Origin of the sequence: Alloacidobacterium dinghuense (assembly GCF_014274465.1) — a bacterium.
Taxonomy (GTDB): Bacteria; Acidobacteriota; Terriglobia; order Terriglobales; family Acidobacteriaceae; genus Alloacidobacterium; species Alloacidobacterium dinghuense.
In genome coordinates this window covers 1,156,326-1,172,287 of record NZ_CP060394.1, presented here as the reverse complement: position 1 = coordinate 1,172,287, position 15,962 = coordinate 1,156,326, and the positions used below count along the sequence as shown (strand labels likewise).

General features: G+C 58.0%; 13 protein-coding genes. 10 read left to right on the top strand and 3 right to left on the bottom strand.

Features of this window, described 5'->3' with window-relative positions; genetic code table 11:
- Position 1 precedes the first annotated feature (1 nt).
- A complete protein-coding gene (locus tag H7849_RS04725) occupies positions 2–1,246 on the bottom strand; it encodes an ABC transporter permease (RefSeq protein ID WP_186744572.1) in 1,245 nt (414 codons plus the stop codon).
- A complete protein-coding gene (locus H7849_RS04720; protein ID WP_186744570.1) occupies positions 1,239–2,144 on the bottom strand; it encodes an ABC transporter ATP-binding protein in 906 nt (301 codons plus the stop codon). Before H7849_RS04720 ends, H7849_RS04725 begins: the two co-directional genes overlap by 8 nt.
- 371 nt (positions 2,145–2,515) lie before the next feature.
- Between H7849_RS04720 and recG the strand changes: the two genes are divergently transcribed.
- The gene (recG, locus tag H7849_RS04715) at positions 2,516–4,726 is read left to right on the top strand and encodes an ATP-dependent DNA helicase RecG (protein WP_186744568.1); all 2,211 of its coding nucleotides are present in this window, start codon (positions 2,516–2,518) and stop codon (positions 4,724–4,726) included.
- Positions 4,727–5,008: 282 nt separating this feature from the next.
- Here the strand turns inward: recG and H7849_RS04710 are convergent, their stop codons facing one another.
- On the bottom strand, positions 5,009–5,407 hold the full coding sequence (locus tag H7849_RS04710; RefSeq protein ID WP_186744566.1) for a hypothetical protein: 399 nt from the start codon (positions 5,405–5,407) through the stop codon (positions 5,009–5,011).
- 100 nt (positions 5,408–5,507) lie between these two features.
- On the opposite strand from H7849_RS04710, the gene acpS reads away from it, so the two are divergent.
- From acpS to H7849_RS04665, 9 genes are all read left to right on the top strand, one after another.
- Positions 5,508–5,897 carry a holo-ACP synthase gene (gene acpS / locus H7849_RS04705; protein ID WP_186744564.1) on the top strand — a complete coding sequence of 130 codons (390 nt, stop codon included), beginning with the start codon at positions 5,508–5,510 and terminating at the stop codon, positions 5,895–5,897.
- Positions 5,898–6,031: 134 nt separating this feature from the next.
- Entirely contained in the window at positions 6,032–7,108 is a 1,077-nt protein-coding gene (locus H7849_RS04700) for an MlaD family protein (protein WP_186744562.1), read from the top strand.
- A 355-nt stretch (positions 7,109–7,463) separates the two neighbouring features.
- Complete coding sequence (locus H7849_RS04695; protein WP_186744561.1) at positions 7,464–9,536, top strand: M13 family metallopeptidase; 2,073 nt, start codon at positions 7,464–7,466, stop codon at positions 9,534–9,536.
- 227 nt (positions 9,537–9,763) lie between these two features.
- Positions 9,764–11,104, top strand: a complete 1,341-nt coding sequence (locus H7849_RS04690; protein WP_186744559.1) for a lactonase family protein — start codon at positions 9,764–9,766, stop codon at positions 11,102–11,104.
- 165 nt (positions 11,105–11,269) lie between these two features.
- On the top strand, positions 11,270–12,535 hold the full coding sequence (locus tag H7849_RS04685; RefSeq protein WP_186744557.1) for a lactonase family protein: 1,266 nt from the start codon (positions 11,270–11,272) through the stop codon (positions 12,533–12,535).
- 85 nt (positions 12,536–12,620) lie between these two features.
- On the top strand, positions 12,621–13,451 hold the full coding sequence (gene kdsA / locus H7849_RS04680; RefSeq protein ID WP_186744555.1) for a 3-deoxy-8-phosphooctulonate synthase: 831 nt from the start codon (positions 12,621–12,623) through the stop codon (positions 13,449–13,451).
- Positions 13,448–14,074: a thymidine kinase gene (locus tag H7849_RS04675; RefSeq protein WP_251106612.1), complete on the top strand. Its 627-nt coding sequence runs from the start codon at positions 13,448–13,450 to the stop codon at positions 14,072–14,074. Before kdsA ends, H7849_RS04675 begins: the two co-directional genes overlap by 4 nt.
- A 438-nt stretch (positions 14,075–14,512) precedes the next feature.
- Complete coding sequence (locus H7849_RS04670; RefSeq protein ID WP_186744553.1) at positions 14,513–15,223, top strand: RNA polymerase sigma factor; 711 nt, start codon at positions 14,513–14,515, stop codon at positions 15,221–15,223.
- Positions 15,220–15,900 carry an anti-sigma factor family protein gene (locus H7849_RS04665; RefSeq protein WP_186744551.1) on the top strand — a complete coding sequence of 227 codons (681 nt, stop codon included), beginning with the start codon at positions 15,220–15,222 and terminating at the stop codon, positions 15,898–15,900. The genes H7849_RS04670 and H7849_RS04665 overlap by 4 nt, the downstream gene beginning before the upstream one ends.
- Positions 15,901–15,962 lie beyond the last annotated feature (62 nt).

Below are 15,962 nucleotides of genomic sequence, written 5' to 3'. Positions count from 1 at the left end.
TTTAGGAATACCGCAGCCAGCGGAAGATTTCTGGCAGGGTGGCTCGTTTGCCGTACATCAGGATTCCGATGCGATAGATGCGCGATGAGAACCAGACGACGAAGACGACTGAGAGCAGCAGCAGGATGAGTGAGACAGCGATTTGCCAGAGCGGCGGGAACTGCGAGGCGATGCGCAGGAACATCGCAATGGGCGCACAGGGCGGGAAGAGAGACACGACCACCGACCAGAAGGAGTTGGGATTGCTCATGATGAAGGTGATCATGCTGAAGCTGAGCCAGACGGGGACGGCGGCGAGCGGCGCGTACTGCTGGAGTTCCTGCTCGCTTTCGCAGGTGGCGGCGAGGCCGGCGAAGAGCGTGCTGTAGAGGGCGTATCCGAGCAGGAAGTAGACGCCGAAGAGAATGACTTCGGGGAGGGAGATGTGGATCTGAAATTCGCCGGTCATCAGAGTGGCAGCGAGGGCGGTGCTCAGGAAGATTCCGGCGGCTGCGGCCCAGATGGCGAGCTGCGTGAGCCCGACGGCTCCGATGCCGATGAGTTTTCCCGCGAGCATGTCGCGGGGCTCGACGGTGGAGAGCATGACCTCAAAGATGCGCGAGGTCTTTTCCTGAATGACGGAGCGGCCTACGTTCATGCCGTACATCATGACGGTGAAGGTAAGCAGGAAGGCCATGACGTAGGCGGCGATGAAGGTGCCGAAGGTGCTCGAGTCGACTTCTTTGCCGTCGCGCACCTGACGGGTTTTGATTTTGACGCCCTTGGTGAGCATGGTGGCGTCGGTTGATGCGACGCCGTGGCCGGTGAGCTGCTGTTCGAGGATGGCGTGGTCCACGGACTCGGAGAGACGCGAGGCGGTCGAGAAGTCTCCGGAGGAGCGTCCGGCATAGACGGCGGCTGTCTGCCCGTTCGCGTCCTGGACGAGCCAGAGGAAGCCATCGATCTGCTTCTGGCTGACCTGGTCGACGAGCTTCTGGCGGTCGGTGTCGGCTGCGGGAGCGAGGATATCGACGTGCAGATCGGCGTCTTTGTCGGTGAGGAGCTGCTCGCGCACGTCTTCAGCTAAGGTGGCGTTGTTGGCCGCGACGGTGAAGTGCTTGCCGGACCCCGAGTACTTGTCAGCAACAAACGAGATGGCGATGACGGCGGCGAAGATGACGGGGATGAGGATGGTCGTGATCCTGAAGGCCTTGCCGCGTACCTGTTCGAGGTATTCACGCTTTGCGATGAGCCAGGTATCACGCATCGATTTTTTCTCCCACGGTTCGGATGAAGATTTCTTCGAGTGATGGTTCCATCAGCTCGAATTTGTAGATGGTCGCTTTCTGCGCGGCTTCGCGGAGGAGGCTTTGCGCGTCGGCGTGCGGCTTGAGTGTGATTTCAACGTGGTCGGCGTAGTCCTTATATTCGGCGATGGCGGGATGCTGGAGGAAACTGCTGTCGCCTTCGAAGTCGATGAGGACGCGGTTGCGCTCATAGCGCGACTTGACTTCGCGCATGCCCCCGGAGAGCACGGCGTGGCCGCGATCGATGAGGCAGATGGCGTCGCAGAGCTTCTCGACCTGGTCCATGCGGTGGGTGGAGAAGAGGATGGCCCTACCGGCTTTCTTGAGGTCGACGAGCGTGTCCTGCAAGAGGATGGCGTTGACGGGGTCGAGGCCGGTGAAGGGCTCGTCCATGATGATCAGCGTAGGGTCGTGCAGAAGTGTGGCGATGAACTGAATCTTCTGCTGCATGCCTTTGGATAGCTCTTCGGTTTTCTTGTCGGCTGCGTCGAGGATCTGGAGGCGCTCGCACCAGTCGTGGGCCCGCCGTTTTGCCGTCGCTGGGTCCAGGCCCCTTAGCTCACCTAAAAAGATGAGCTGGTCCATGACTTTCATCTTTTTGTAGAGGCCGCGCTCTTCAGGCAGGTAGCCGATCTGCCTCAGGCTTTCACGGGTGAAGGGCTTTCCGAGGAGACTGACCGTGCCAGAGTCGGGCATGGTGATGCCGACCATCATGCGGATGCTGGAGGTCTTGCCTGCTCCGTTGGGGCCGAGGAGGCCGAACATGGTTCCGGCGTCGATCTGTAGGCTTAAGTCTTTTACGGCGATTTTGTTTTCGTATGACTTTGAGATGTGGTCCAGTTCTACGACTGCGGCCATGCGTTCTCCCTTGGGGTGGGGACAGTGTAGCAGCGTAGCCTGTTGACCAAGGAATGCCCGGGGCTAAAGCCCCCTTGGATTTCTCAGCTTATTCACCGGCCTGAGGGCTGGTGCTTTTACCCTTTCGTGCGCTGCGAACTGTTGTGCTCTCCCACCCTTTGCTACGCAAAGGATGGGGCACCCGGCCCGGGGCTAAAGCCCCTCTTGAATTCTCAGCTTATTCACCGACCTGAAAGGCCGGTGCTTCTACCCTTTCACGGCGGACTCACATTTTGCTCTCCCAGCCTTTCGCAAACTACGCGAAAGGATGGGGCACCCGAGGTTTTAGGCGCGAAGAAACATGGACGTTCGTTCCTGTTAGCATCCATTTTGTGCTGGGGCTGGAAACTGACGTTCAATTTGTAAAAGGCATTGGGCCTCGCATTGGCGAGTCGCTGAAGGCGAAGGGTGTTTCGACGGTTGAGGATTTGCTGTATCACCTCCCGTTTCGGTATGAGGACCGGCTGCATCCGCAGCCTTTGAGTGAGCTGAAGCCGGGAGAGATGGCGAGCGTGATTGGCGAGGTGCGCGGTACGGTGCTGCTGCGGACGCGTGCGATGCCGATCTTCGAGATGACGGTTGGGCAGGGCATCTCTTCGCTCAAGTGCATGTGGTTTCACGGCACGTATCTCAAAGACAGGTTCAAGCCGGGGCAGATGCTGGCGCTCTACGGCAAGGTCGAGCCTTCGCGCTCGGGGCGCGGCTTCAAGATGATTCAGCCTCAGGTGGAGATTTTGACTGCGGACGAGGATGAATCGGAGCTGCTGGAGGTTGGGCGGATTGTTCCTGTATATGAATCGCTGGGCGGAAACAAGCTGACTACGCGGTGGATTCGGCGGATTGTCTACAACCTGCTCGGAGAGCTAGAGGGGCATGTTGCGGAGACGCTGCCGCGTACTCTGGTCGAGCGATTGAATTTGCCGAATCGCGAAGAGGCGCTGCGAAGTGTGCACTTCCCCCCTGCGGGAACGCCGATGACGCAGTTGCAAGCTTCGGGGACTGTCGCGCATAGGCGTCTGATTTTTGAAGAGCTGTTTTACCTTGAATTGGGATTGGAGTTGAAGCGGCGGCGCTTTAAGGAGCGCGTCGGGATTGCCTTTGAGACGACCGAGAAAGTACGCGAGGCGATCCGCGAGATTCTGCCGTTCCATCCGACGTCGGCGCAGAAGAGCGCGCTGGGCGAGATTGTTGCTGATATGCGGCGGCCTTCGCCGATGCGGCGGCTGCTGCAGGGTGATGTCGGCTCGGGTAAGACGATTGTGGCTCTGCAGGCAATGCTGGTAGCCATTGAAAGCGGCTACCAGGCCGCGCTGATGGCTCCTACGGAGATTCTGGCCGTCCAGCATTACCTGGCGGCAAAGAAGCTGCTGGAGAAGTCTTCGAGGCGGTATCGGATTGTGCTGCTGACCGGATCGCTCGATGACGATGTGAAGCGGCTGGCGCGGAGCAGGATTTATCAGGGTGAGGCTGATGTTGTCATCGGCACACATGCGCTGATCGAGGAGAAGGTCGAGTTTGCGAAGCTGGGGCTGATTGTTGTCGATGAGCAACACCGGTTTGGTGTGCTGCAGCGTTTTCGGCTGATGAAGAAGCCTAGTGATGGAGAGCCCGATGTTCTGGTAATGACGGCGACGCCAATTCCGCGCACGCTGGCGCTGTCGTTGTATGGCGATCTGGATTTGAGCGTGCTCGATGAGCTTCCGCCGGGACGCACGCCGATTGTGACGCGGCAGGTTTCGGATGAGCGCGCGGATGAGGTTTGGAAGTTTGTGCGCGAGCAGGTGGGACGTGGGCATCAGGCTTATGTGGTGTATCCGGTGATCGAGGGTGCCCGGGACGATCAGCCGGAGCTGGATTTTGCTCCTCCTGAGGCTGAAGAGGAGCCTAAGAAATCAGCGAAGAAAGCGAAAACGCCAGCTTTATTTGAGAAGCCAACGCTCAAAGCCGCGACTGAGATGTACGAATCGCTGAAGGCGGGTGCGTTGGCTGGGTTGCGGCTGGGCTTGCTGCATGGACGACTGGATTCGGACGAGAAAGAAATTGTGATGCGGCGCTTTCAGCGCGGCGAGATCGATGTGTTGATTTCTACCACGGTGATCGAAGTGGGCGTGGATGTGCCGAATGCGACCCTCATGGTAATCGAGCATGCGGAGCGGTTTGGGTTGGCGCAGATGCATCAGCTGCGCGGGCGCGTCGGGCGCGGGGCGGCGAAGTCGTATTGCGTATTGATGACGGGTGGCAAGGTGTCTCCGCAGGCCGAGGAGCGGCTGGCGGCAATGGTGAGCACGCAGAATGGGTTTGAGCTGGCCGAGCTGGATTTGCAATTACGCGGGCCGGGGGAGTTTTTTGGGACGCGGCAGGCTGGGCTGCCGGATTTTCGCGTGGCGAATCTGGTGCGTGATCGGGAGTTGCTGGAGTTGGCCAAGGCCGAGGCGGCTCGTTTTGTAGAGAGTCCTGAAGGGACGGATGAGGAGAAGAAGCTGGTTCGTACTCGATTGCGCGAGGCGTGGCAGCGGAGGTATGGGCTGGTCGAGGCTGGGTAATTGCTAGGGTAGTTTTGACTCCGGGCAAACTGTCGAACCCGGAATAACAACCTCTGGATTTGCGGCTGGATTTTCGTCGCATGGATTCTTCCTCCCGTTGGTCGTCAGAATGACGGCTCAATCTGCTTTTTGCTCTCCCACCCTTTGCTCCGCAAAGAATGGGGCACCCGAATTCTTGATCTGAGTGAAAACCCGCAGGTCCTTCGACTACGCGCTTCGCGCTCCGCTCAGGATGACATCACTAAGGGACGCGGCCTTACCATCTTCTCTGAGGAAGCGCCTTTACCTTCTTCCGGCTTGCGGCTGGTTGTCGTTTGCTTCCTTGCTACCCAACGGAGCAGCGTAAACGAACAGGCGAATGCGGGCTACGTCAAAGCCTTTGGTGGCGAGCAGATTCTTGGTGCACTGGCACAGCTCGGTCAGGCTGATGTGGGCGTCGCGACTCAGTTCGAGGCCGCTGGCGATGAGCATACTGTAGATTTCCAGGCTGACGCCGCGGGCAAACTCAAAGCTGATCTCCGCGGTATCTGAGCCGGGCAGGCTGCGCGATAGTACCCACCCGCCGCAGGCGAGCACGGCGCCGGTGAGGAAGCGCAAGAGTCGCTGCGGGTCGTCGGCGCAGGTTGCCGTCAGCCTGAGGTCCCACTCTACGAGTTCATCTGCCTCTAACACACCTACCATGATCGGACGAGAAGGCTGGAATCTTCATCGTTACCTTGAGCACTCTTTGGTGTGGTTCGGTAACCGCTTGTGCTAACTTGCAGGGAGGAAATTTCTGCTCATGCTTGTTGGCACCGGAATCGACGCTGTGGAAATCGAGCGAATTGCACAGTCCATTACCCGCTTTGGCGACCGTTTTCTGGAAAAGATTTTTACCCAGGGAGAAATTGACTTTTGCCGCCGCAAAAAGAACTTTGCCGAGAGCTTTGCCGCGCGTTTTGCGGCGAAGGAGGCAGGAGCGAAGGCCCTTGGAACCGGCATTCAGCACGGAATTACGTGGAAAGAGCTGGAGGTACTGCGGCAACCGGGGCATCGTCCTACATTGCATTTGAGCGGGCGGGCGCTGGAGTTCGCGAATCGTCTCGGAGTGACGCATGTGTCACTTTCGCTCACCCATACGGCGACGCTGGCCATAGCTTCGGTCCATCTTGAAAACGACGCGGTAAGATAGTGACTTGTATCGTTTTGCAACGGCTGGCCAACTGCCTTCATCAAAACGAGAGCCGTCGACGCCATAGCCGTGTTTGATATGCTCAAGTCGCAGATGCAGAGTTTGTGAATTTCCGGGGATAAACGAGGAGGGCTGTGCCGAGCCAGCAGGAAGTCCAGTGGTCACAACTGAAAGTCGGCGTGCTGGTGCTTGTAGCGCTCGCTGCGCTCACCGCACTGGTATTCCTCATGTCGGGCAGCACAGGTGGCTTTCTGGCAGGGAAGATTACGGCTCACTCCTATTTCGAGAATTCAGCCGGATTGAAGGTTGGGGCACCCGTCAATCTTGAGGGCGTTACCATCGGCACCGTCACGAGCGTTCGCATTGTGCCGGAGCGCAAGCTTACTCCGGTCGAAGTTACGATGCGCATCGGCAAGAAAAATCAACCGGCACTGCACACCGACTCGAAGACGAGTCTGGAAACGATCGGCGTTCTTGGCGACACGGTTGTGGATATCAACAGCAAGTTTGCCACCGGCCCTGAAATCAAGGATGGGGCTGAGCTGCAGACCACCGAGACGCCGAACCTGACAGATGTCATCAAATCGAGCCAGGGAACGATTGAGCAACTGAACACGATTCTTGCGAAAGTCGACAATCTGGTCGATTCCCTGAACAGCGGGAAAGGCTCGATCGGCATGCTGATCAACGATCCAACCCTGTATAACCGGGCCATTTCTGCACTGAATGAGATTCAGAGCCTGGTGGATCAGGTGGGTAATGGTAAGGGATCCATCGGGAAGCTCATTGCCGATGACACACTATACAACCGCGCCAATGATACTGTGGCAAAGTTGGAAGACGTCGCCAACCAGATCGACAGCGGCAATGGCACCATCGGGAAGCTGATCAAAGATGAGACGCTCTATAACAATTTCCGCGAGGCGACGCAGAATCTGAACGGATTGCTGAAGGACATCAACGCCGGGAAGGGCTCGATCGGGATTCTGGCCAAGGATCCGAATTTTGCACACAAGCTGAATGACACGGTCACCAAGCTCGATTCGATTCTGAACCGGATCGACAATGGCGAGGGCACGATCGGCCAGCTAATGGTGAACAAAGACCTCTACAACCACACGGACGAGATGATTCAGAATACGAATAATCTTATGACTGCCATCCGCCAGAATCCGAAGAAGTATCTGACGATTCATCTGAAGATTTTCTGAAGACAGCTAGAAGCGGTCAGCTAAAGTCCGGTCAGCAATACTACGATCAGCTGAGAAGCCGTCAATGGAAAGACTTCACGGTCAGATATTTCTCACCTTGGTATCCCGTAACGTCACCCGATATCTCTGTTCCTGCCTATAGGCCGCACCTGCTCATCCCGAGAAAAACCGGCGGGCTGATTTGCTGACCGCTTCCTGGCTGAATGGACTTTCGCTGACCGCTTTGCAGCCAGCCGCCTCTTAGCTGCCCTCGCGTGTTAGGCTTTGTGCAACCACCGCTCATGCCGCTGTGGTACTTCCGGCCAGCACCCTATCACGCACGCAGAGGTGTGGCCTGCGTTTTCGAGGACTCACTATGCAATCGCTTCGCCTTGCTTCGGTGCTCTTGCTCTGCACCGGATTCGCCATCGCGCAAAATTCGACTATCGCTGCGGCAGACCAACCATCTGGCAGCGCTCCTGTTGCACCTATGGCGCCACACAGCTTCGATCTTTCGGCGATCGACAAGACAGCCGATCCCTGCACCGATTTCTTTCAATACGCCTGCGGGAACTGGCGGAAGGCCAATCCTATTCCCGGCGACCAGGTGCGTTGGGGACGCTTCAACCAGCTGTCCGAATATAACCGCTATCTGCTCTATCTCGATCTGAAAAAGGCCGCCGATGCGCCGCAGACTCCGCTGCAGCAGAAATACGGCGACTTCTATGCCGCCTGCATGAATACCGATGTAGCGAACCAGCTTGGCGACAAGCCCATTCAGCCGATCCTGGCGCACATCGACAGCCTGACCGACAAGAAACAGCTTGGCCTGCTGCTGGCGCACATGCAGACGGACGCCGGCGTGCCTGCGTTCATGCGGTTTGGCGTGGAACAGGACCAGAAGGATTCGAGCAAACAGATCGCCGACACGGCGCAGGGTGGGCTGTCTCTCCCGGACCGCGACTATTACCTTGAAGACAATCCGCACATGACGAAGATTCGCGGACAGTATCACGACTACGTGGTGCAGATGTTCAAGCTCATCGGCGATTCCGACGATAAGGCCGCGGCCGAGGCGAAAAGCGTGATCGAAATCGAGACGGCTCTGGCGAAGGGTTCGATGCCGCGCGTCGAGCTGCGCAATCCTGACAACGTGTACCACATCATGAAGCTCGCCGAACTGGATTCGCTCACGCCGGACTTTGACTGGACAGCGTACATCGGCGCGCTGGACGCTCCCCACTTTGACACCCTGAACGTGGCCACGCCGGAATACTTCAAGACGCTGAACACAGTGATTGCCGGCCAGAGTCTCGACAACATCAAGAGCTACCTGCGCTTCCGCACCGTCAACACCTTCGCGCCATGGCTCTCAAGCAATTTCGATGACGCGAATTTCGACTTCTTCCAGAAGACGCTGCAAGGTCAGGCCGAGCAGACAGCGCGATGGAAGCGCTGCACGGCACTCACGGATCGCACGATGGGCGAAGCCGTGGGGCAGGACTGGGTGAAGGAAAACTTTCCTCCATCCGCGAAAGAGAATATGGAGAAGCTTGTAGCCGCTCTGAAGGTTGCGCTGGCGCAGGATATACAGTCGCTGCCCTGGATGAGCGAGGAGACGAGGAAACAGGCTGAGGTCAAGCTGGATGCTTTCCGGCAGAAGATTGGCTACCCGGATCACTGGCGCGATTACTCGAAACTCGAAGTAAAGCGCGAGGATCCTATTGGCAATCTGCGGCGAGCGGCAGCCTTCCACTGGGACTGGGAAGTCCATCATCTTGGCAAGCCAGTGGACGAGAAGGAATGGACGATGACTCCGCCGACCGTCAATGCGTACTACAACGACGGATTGAACGATATCAACTTCCCTGCCGGCATTCTGCAGCCGCCATTCTTTGACAACACCAAGGATCCGGCTGTGAACTTTGGTGGCATTGGCGTGGTCATCGGCCATGAGATGACGCACGGCTTCGACGACCAGGGTAGCAAGTTTGACGCAAAGGGCAATGTGAAGCAATGGTGGACGCCGACCGATCAGAAGGAATTCGAAGCGCGCACGGACTGCGAAGTGAAGGAGTACAGCGGCTTCGAGCCGGTTGCAGGAACGCATCTGAACGGCAGGCTGACGCTCGGCGAGAATACCGCTGACAACGGTGGCATTCGCATTGCGTATCAGGCGCTGCTGAGCACGCTGGCTTCCGAACACACGAGTCCGGACAAGAAGATCGACGACTACACTTCACCGCAGCGCTTTTTCATTTCGTTTGCGCAGGTGTGGTGTGAAAACCGCACCGATGAAGTGCAACGCCAGTCCGCGAAGACAGATCCGCATTCGCCGGGACAGTTTCGCGTAAACGGCGTGGTGCAGAACTTCGATGAATTCGGTAAAGCCTTTGGCTGCCACAAAGGCCAGCCGATGATGCCTGACAATTCCTGCCGCGTCTGGTAGCCAAAGACAGGGCACGGGCTCAGAAAATTTTCTGGGCCCGTGCTCACTGTTTCAAATCCTAAAAAGTCTGAAGAACAGCACAAACATGACAGGTTTCGTTTGCATAAGCGGTGTCAAATGCGAGACCTGCACGCCTCAAGACCTTTGCCTGTTTTACAATGCAAACGGGAGCCCTCTCCCGACCCAGTTGCCTGCGCCATCCTTTGTGGCCAGGATGAAGGAAGCGCATGAAGTTTAAAAAAATTGGCCAGATCTCTTTGGCTGCGGTGGTTTCCCTTGTTCTGATGTTCGGCGCCACCTCGTGCATGAATGATTTCACAGTGGCGTATGTCTTTACCGTTGGAACCCAGTACAACCAGATCGGTTCATTTAAGGAAAGTAGTGAAACTGGTGCGCTGACGAATGCACCCGGATCGCCTTTCGGCTCGGGCGGCACCAACCCTATTCGCACCTTCGTCCTTAGCGGAGGCCGTTATCTCTACGTCCTGAATGAGGGAGCGCAGCAGGTTGACGCGAGCGGCAACATTACTTATACGGGCGCGAACATTTCGCTCTTCAGCGTTGGCGGCAACGGCACTCTTGCCTTCCAGGCCAGCTACACCAGCCAGGGCACAAACTCGATCCGCTTCCTCCCTGACACCACGGGCAAGTTCCTGTTTGTGCTGGATAGCTACGCGCCGGTCACGAATGGCGCAGTGACGCCGCAGACCAGCTACAGCGCCGAGTATCCCTGCCAAGGTTCTGATGGACGATTCTATCCGACCGGCGATATTACCGCGTTCAACATCGATCCGAATACGGGCCGGCTCTCGATCATTACCAACCAGCAGCAGCAGAATGGGAACGGCACACAGCTGACCTACTTCCCGCTTGGGTGCTCTCCTGTTGACTTCACCGTTGCCTCGGGCTTCATCTTCACCGCGGATGCGGGCAGCAAGACGAACAACGACGTGCAGACCGTGTTTCCATATCAGTTGAACGCGAGCACCGGCCAGCTGACGCTCACGCAGAACGCTCCGCTGGTGATGGGCACGCAGGGGATGTCGGCCATCAGCACGGCGCAGGGATCGACCCTCAGCGGCAGCAAGTACATTTACGTTCTGGACGCCGCAGCCAACAGCGGCTCGGGCGAGATACTTCCCTTCACTGCCGGCACGAATGGTTCTTTGCAGGCGCTGACGAATGGAGCAGTGGCAAATGACGCGACTGCCTCGAATCCGGTTTCGCTGGTTGTGGACAGCAGGAGCAAATATCTGTTTGTGGTGAATGCCGGGCCGACGAGCGGCATTGTGAACCCAATCAGCCAGATCACCGGATGGACGATTGACCCGACCAACGGCACGCTGCAGCACATTGCCGGTGAGCCATTCGGCTCGGGCTCCGGCGTGAACTGCATCTTTGAAGACACCTCGAACCAGTACATCTACACGACAAGCTTCAACGACAGCCAGATCACCGGACGCATTCTCGATCCGAACTCAGGCAGTTTGACGCTGTTGCGCAGAGGTTCGACGTTCAATGCGGTCGGCAATCCAACGTGGTGCGCTGTCAGCGGACGCACGACCTAACCGGAGAGATAACCTGCTTTGCAGCGTTGCCCGCGGGAACACGGGCGCGCTGCTCAGCAGAGGCCGCCCTTATATAGCCGAAAGCGGCCCGAACTTTTACAATGCAAGGGAACATTCCCTTATAAAAAGAAGCCTGTACCACGACGGACAGGATGAAGGAAGCGCATGAAGTTGAGGAAATCGGGCCGGACGCTACTGGCCACCGCAACAATTCTAGGACTGGGTCTCGGTCTTACGTCCTGCAGCCCCAGCAACACGGTTGACTTCGTTTACGTCACCGCCTCAAAGAACAATCCAGGCCAGATCAGCGTTTACAAGGTCGACTCCGAGTCGGGTGCACTCACCCAGATTCAGGACTCGCCGTATCCTTCGGGCGGAAGAAATCCGGTGGGCACCATTACCTCGCCCGATGGCAAGTACCTGTATGTGATCAACAAGGACGACAACAGCATCGTCGAATTCGCGATCGGCACGGATGGCAAGATTTATCAGCAGCAGACCTGCAATACTCCAGGCTCAGAGCCTGTGGCGCTGACGATGAACGCCAGTGAGACGCTGCTTTACGTCGTCGACTTCTTCTCACCGACGACTCCGGGGGGCCCGGTTTACAGCAGCGCTAACCCAGGGCCGGGTGCTCTAATCGTGTATCCGGTGGATAAAACGACAGGCAATATCGGCGGCAGCGGTTGCGCGCCGGTGCAGCAGACCTTCGTCGATGCGAACAACGTGACGCAGACCGCCACGTATGTGCCGATCGGGTTCCAACCGACGGGTGTGAACGCGCTGGCCAACGGCAATTCGGTGTTTGTCGCCGCGCAGGATGGGCTGCCTTCAGCAACCAGCACGCTGGGTGTGGTGGATGCGTTCGACGTCAATTCCAGCGGCACCTTGTCCCCTGTGACCACGTATCCAACGGGCACGGCGCCATCGTCGATTGCCAGCGACCCAACCAACCGCTTCCTCTACGTGACGGACAGCCGCCAGAACCAGCTGATTACCTACACCATCCTTTCGACGGGCATCTTGAATGCAAGCCAGAACCCGCCAGTGAAAACTGACACCTTCCCAGTGGCTATCACTGTGGATCCACGCGGCTTTTACATTTACGTCGCCAACTACAACGCTTCAGATATCAATGCTTATGCCATCAACCAGTCCACGGGTACGCCATCGGCAGTGGCAGGAGCCAGTGCTTACGCGACAGGTGCGGGTCCCTCCTGCGTGCTTGTGGAACCGGGGCTTGGGCGCTTCATCTACACAGCCAACTTCATCGATAACACCGTTACCGGTATGGAATTGAACCCGAATACAGGCGCGCTGACCGCGAATCAGAACTCGCCGTATCTGTCGGCTGGGCAGCCGACTTGCGCGGCGGCGATTCCGCACGGCAACCACTCAACGCAGGCAGTGTCGGCAACGGCTGGCAGCTAGCTGATTTTTCCTCAGCTTCGCGACTACCTTTGTGATCTGGGCCCGCCCTCACCGGCGGGCCTTTTCTTGTGATTCAATCAAGAATGTGAGTCACGAATTCGAAGTTGGTAACGTACATGTCGGCTCTGGCAAGCTGTTTCTGATCGCCGGGCCCTGCGTCATTGAAAGCGAAGCGCATGTGCGCAAAATGGCGGATGCCATCCAGCGCATCACGTCTGGTCTTGGTGTCCCCTATATCTTCAAAGCTTCTTACGACAAGGCCAACCGAACATCCGTCGAGAGCTTTCGCGGTCCCGGCCTGAAAGAAGGCACGGCGATCCTGCGCCGTCTGGCTGAAGCCACTGGGCTCCCAGTCCTGACCGATGTCCATGAGCCCGGGCATTGCGAAATTGCCGCTGAAGGCGCGGACGTGCTGCAGATTCCGGCGTTTCTCTGCCGCCAGACGGATCTGATTCTGGCCGCCGGCCGCACGGGCCGTGCCGTCAACGTGAAGAAGGGCCAGTTTGTGGCGCCCTGGGACATGAAGCACACCGTTGGCAAGCTGCAGACGACGGGCAACAACCGCTTCTTCCTGACCGAGCGCGGCGCAAGCTTCGGGTACAACAATCTCGTCGTAGACATGCGTTCTCTTCCCATCATGCGGAAGCTTGCGCCTGTCGTCTTCGACGGTACGCACTCGGTACAGACACCTTCCGCTGCGAACGGCGTTTCCGGAGGACAGCCGGAGTTTATTCCGGTGCTTACACGCGCGGCGGTTGCCGCCGGTGTAGATGGCATCTTTCTTGAAGTGCATGACAATCCGGCAGAGGCAAAGTCGGATGGAGCCAACGCGCTCGATCTGAAGTACCTTCACGGATTGCTGGAGACGCTGCTTGCCATTCACGAGGCCGCCCACGCAAAGGTGACTGCTGAATGATGGTGCCAGGGACACCGGCAGTGCAGCCGGGACGCATTGAAGTCATCACCGGACCGATGTTTTCCGGAAAATCCGAAGAGCTGATCCGGCGGCTAAAGCGGGCAAAGATTGCAAGGCAGCGCATTGTCTGTTTCAAGCCGGATATCGATCTCCGCTATCACAAGACAGCGATTGCCTCACACAGCGCACAGACGCATGACGCCTGCGTGGTTGCCGACGTTGAGCGGCTGCGGGAAGTCTTGTTCGCGCAGATCGATCAGGTGGAGGTGATCGGCATCGATGAAGCGCAGTTCTTCGATGAGAGCCTGTTGCCCCTGTCACTGGAGCTGATGCATCTGGGCAAGCGCGTTTTGATTGCAGGGCTGGATACGACCTTTGCCGGGGAACCATTTCGGCCCATTCCGGACCTGATGGCGGTGGCGGATGAGGTGGTAAAGCTCTCGGCTGTCTGCATGCGTTGCGGTGCTCCGGCGATTCATACGCAGCGACTGGGGGGTAGCCAAGAGCTGGTGGTGGTGGGCGCAGCGGGGCTGTACGAAGCGCGCTGCCGGGCGCACTTTGAGCCGTTTGCTGATTCAGAGCAGCTGGAGTTGCCGGTTTCAGCTGGTAATGCGGTCAGCTAAGAAGCGGTTAGCGGGCCTTCGGCGCCGAGCGAGTCAGCAAGTCAGCTTCTTAGCGCCGAGCATATTGCCATAACCCCCAAAAAGCAGATCCTTCGCTTCGCTCAGGATGACAAGTCGTTGAAGAGATATCCAGTAGGGCTGACCGGACTTGCTTGCGCCGAAGGCCGCGCTGGACTCGCTGACCGCTTTATCGGCTGACCGGCCTTTAGCTAACCGCTTTACCAGCTGGTCGGTTCTTCGCTGTTTTTTTCCAGGAACCCAAACCGCCCTACCCGGTGTCTAAGCAGGCAGAGTGAGCGAGACACTCGGCCGCCGGCGGCTTGATTGCAGACCTGAAATGGGCCTCCGACAGGCGGTCGTATCAGTACGTGCTCGCTGCTGTGGTGTGGGAGATGCCAGAATCCCAGACTATTTGTTACTGTAGGAGGATACCGAGAGGTGCAAGCAGGAACAGTAGTGGGAAATCTGGCAGGCGTTGTAGTAATCCGGCCTGACGAGGCGGATGTCGTTGCGGAGCTCAAAGCGGGCTCTGAAGAGGCCTTTGCGTGGCTGATCTCGACTTATCACCAGCCGATCTATAGCGTCATCGCACGCATGCTGCAGAACCCTGCCGATGCCGCCGATGTGACGCAGGATGTTTTCATCAAAGTATTTCGCGGCGTTGGTGGTTTTCATGGCGAATCGAGCCTACGCACGTGGATGTACCGCATTGCGCTACACGAGGCTTCGAACCGGCGCCGCTGGTGGTCGCGCCATTGCCGTCAGGAAGTTACCATCGAGGCCGAAACCGGCCACTCAGCGGATGGCCAGCCGCTCTGTATTAAAGACACTCTGGTCGACTTGAATGAGTCGCCCTTTGATCTTGCCGCGCATGCGGAAATCCGCGCCCGCGTGGAAGCGGAGCTGCGGGAAATCTCTGAGCCGTTCCGCACTGTCCTGATCCTGCGTGACATCGAAGGACTGGCCTACGAAGAGATCGCCGAGATTCTGAATGTTCAGCTTGGCACAGTGAAGTCGCGCCTGATGCGCGGCCGCGCCACGATCAAAGCTCGGCTTGCCCCATTTGCTGAAGCTGCCGCCAAGCGCCCGGCTGGCGCCGCACGGCGGCCTGTATCTGCGGTTGCCTGCGTTGCAAAGGAGGCCCAATGAGCAAATGCAGCAGCATTCGCGCTCAGTTCTCGGAATACCTTGACGGGGCGCTGACCGGAATTGCCATGCAGGGCGTGGCTGCACATCTGGGGTCGTGCAGAAAGTGCTCCGTTGAGTTCGACCGCTGGCGCAGTGCGCAGCGGATGCTTGCCGATCTCGGTCCGGCGAAGGCTCCCGCCGACCTGGCACTGCGTCTGCGTGTCGCGATTTCGCAGGAGAAGACAAACTCGCCGAAACGGAATCTGGCGCGGTGGCAGGTGCGCTGGCAGAACACAGTTGCCCCTTTTCTGCTACAGGCGTCGGCAGGCTTCGCCAGCGCTATTCTGTTGATCGGTACCGTCGGCCTGCTGGTAGGCGCAGTCGCCGCTCCTGAACCGGCTTCGGCAGGCGATCAGCCGCTCGGCGATGCCTCGGGTCCGCATTATCTCTATTCGAATATGGCGGCTGCCACGTCTGCGATCGGCGATCGCGACAACCCGGTTGTGGTTGAGGCCTATGTCAACGGCAACGGCCGTGTGTATGACTACGAGATTGTCTCCGGTCCCAATGACGCCCATACGCGCTCCCAGGTCGAGAACCAGTTGCTCTTCAGCGTCTTTGAGCCGGCGCGCTTCTTTGGCCAGCCTGTCCGCGGACTTGTTGTTCTCTCCTTTTCCGGCGTCTCTGTCCAGGGCTGATTTCGCATCCATCTGCCCCGATGGATCATCTGTAAATTAGTCATAATTTCGGCGCCGTGGGC

What these genes read in the sequence shown, in the direction of transcription:
- acpS (WP_186744564.1), top strand. Translation starts at nt 5,508, where the DNA reads ATGCTTGTTGGCACCGGAATCGACGCTGTGGAAATCGAGCGAATTGCA.
- H7849_RS04675 (WP_251106612.1), top strand. Translation starts at nt 13,448, where the DNA reads ATGATGGTGCCAGGGACACCGGCAGTGCAGCCGGGACGCATTGAAGTC.
- H7849_RS04665 (WP_186744551.1), top strand. Translation starts at nt 15,220, where the DNA reads ATGAGCAAATGCAGCAGCATTCGCGCTCAGTTCTCGGAATACCTTGAC.
- H7849_RS04695 (WP_186744561.1), top strand. Translation starts at nt 7,464, where the DNA reads ATGCAATCGCTTCGCCTTGCTTCGGTGCTCTTGCTCTGCACCGGATTC.
- H7849_RS04710 (WP_186744566.1), bottom strand. Translation starts at nt 5,407, where the DNA reads ATGGTAGGTGTGTTAGAGGCAGATGAACTCGTAGAGTGGGACCTCAGG.
- H7849_RS04725 (WP_186744572.1), bottom strand. Translation starts at nt 1,246, where the DNA reads ATGCGTGATACCTGGCTCATCGCAAAGCGTGAATACCTCGAACAGGTA.
- H7849_RS04685 (WP_186744557.1), top strand. Translation starts at nt 11,270, where the DNA reads ATGAAGTTGAGGAAATCGGGCCGGACGCTACTGGCCACCGCAACAATT.
- H7849_RS04720 (WP_186744570.1), bottom strand. Translation starts at nt 2,144, where the DNA reads ATGGCCGCAGTCGTAGAACTGGACCACATCTCAAAGTCATACGAAAAC.
- H7849_RS04690 (WP_186744559.1), top strand. Translation starts at nt 9,764, where the DNA reads ATGAAGTTTAAAAAAATTGGCCAGATCTCTTTGGCTGCGGTGGTTTCC.